The 723-nt window shown below is 63.2% G+C and carries 2 protein-coding genes; both read left to right on the top strand.

The genetic code is table 11. The features are described 5' to 3' along the window. Window positions 1-237, top strand: a 237-nt coding sequence (locus tag HV796_RS42970) for a transposase (RefSeq protein WP_175233643.1), incomplete at its 5' end; no start/stop codon positions are given. A gap of 112 nt (window positions 238-349) precedes the next feature. After that, window positions 350-723 (top strand): hypothetical protein (locus tag HV796_RS42975; RefSeq protein ID WP_217478273.1); only part of this gene is annotated, 374 nt, incomplete at its 3' end.

A 723-nucleotide genomic window follows, 5' to 3' on the forward strand; every position in this document is an offset into this window, starting at 1 on the left:
ATGTTCTACCGGCTGTTCGGCTGGGGCATGCGGCAGATCACCGGCCATATGCAGGAATTCCGGGCGCTGCGCGCACTGGACATCGCGGTGCCGGGCTTTGGGTTGCTCAGCGAGCGGTTTCGCGCGCTCGAGGTTCAGGTCAAACAGCGCTGCCAGCGCGTCGCCGATTGCCTGTCCAGAGGCGAGTCGATCACTCTGATCGTCGACAGCAGCGGGATGAAGTCCTGGCCGGGCTAGCGAATGGCATCGGCAAAAGTGCGGCCCGATGCGAGCCAGACGCCGTGGCGCAAGATGCATCTGTCGATCGATCCGCAGATGAATGTCCCCGGGATCGCGATCACCGGGGATCATGTCCCGAACGAGGCGAGGCCTGGACGCAGTGCTGGTGGTCGGGGCGAGCGTCGACTGCGTGATCGCCGACGGGGCGTACTACAGTATTGCGCAGTCCCAGGTGTGGTCAACCTGGGGCGTACTGCCGGTGATTCCGCCACCAGCCAATGCGGTTGTTCATGACCAGCCGGCGACACGCTGGCACGACCATCCCGTTCGTTACATCAAGGACAAAGGCATCCATGCGTTCCGGAACAAATACGGGTACGGCCAGCGCGCGCTGGTCGGGTCGCGGATCTCGCGAATCAGGCGCTGCATCGGCGCACGACTGCTGACGCGAAAGATCGAATCGCAGCAGCGTGAAGGTGTGATCATCGGCAACCTGCTGAACCT

Source organism: Paraburkholderia humisilvae (assembly GCF_902859855.1).
Lineage (GTDB): Bacteria > Pseudomonadota > Gammaproteobacteria > Burkholderiales > Burkholderiaceae > Paraburkholderia > Paraburkholderia humisilvae.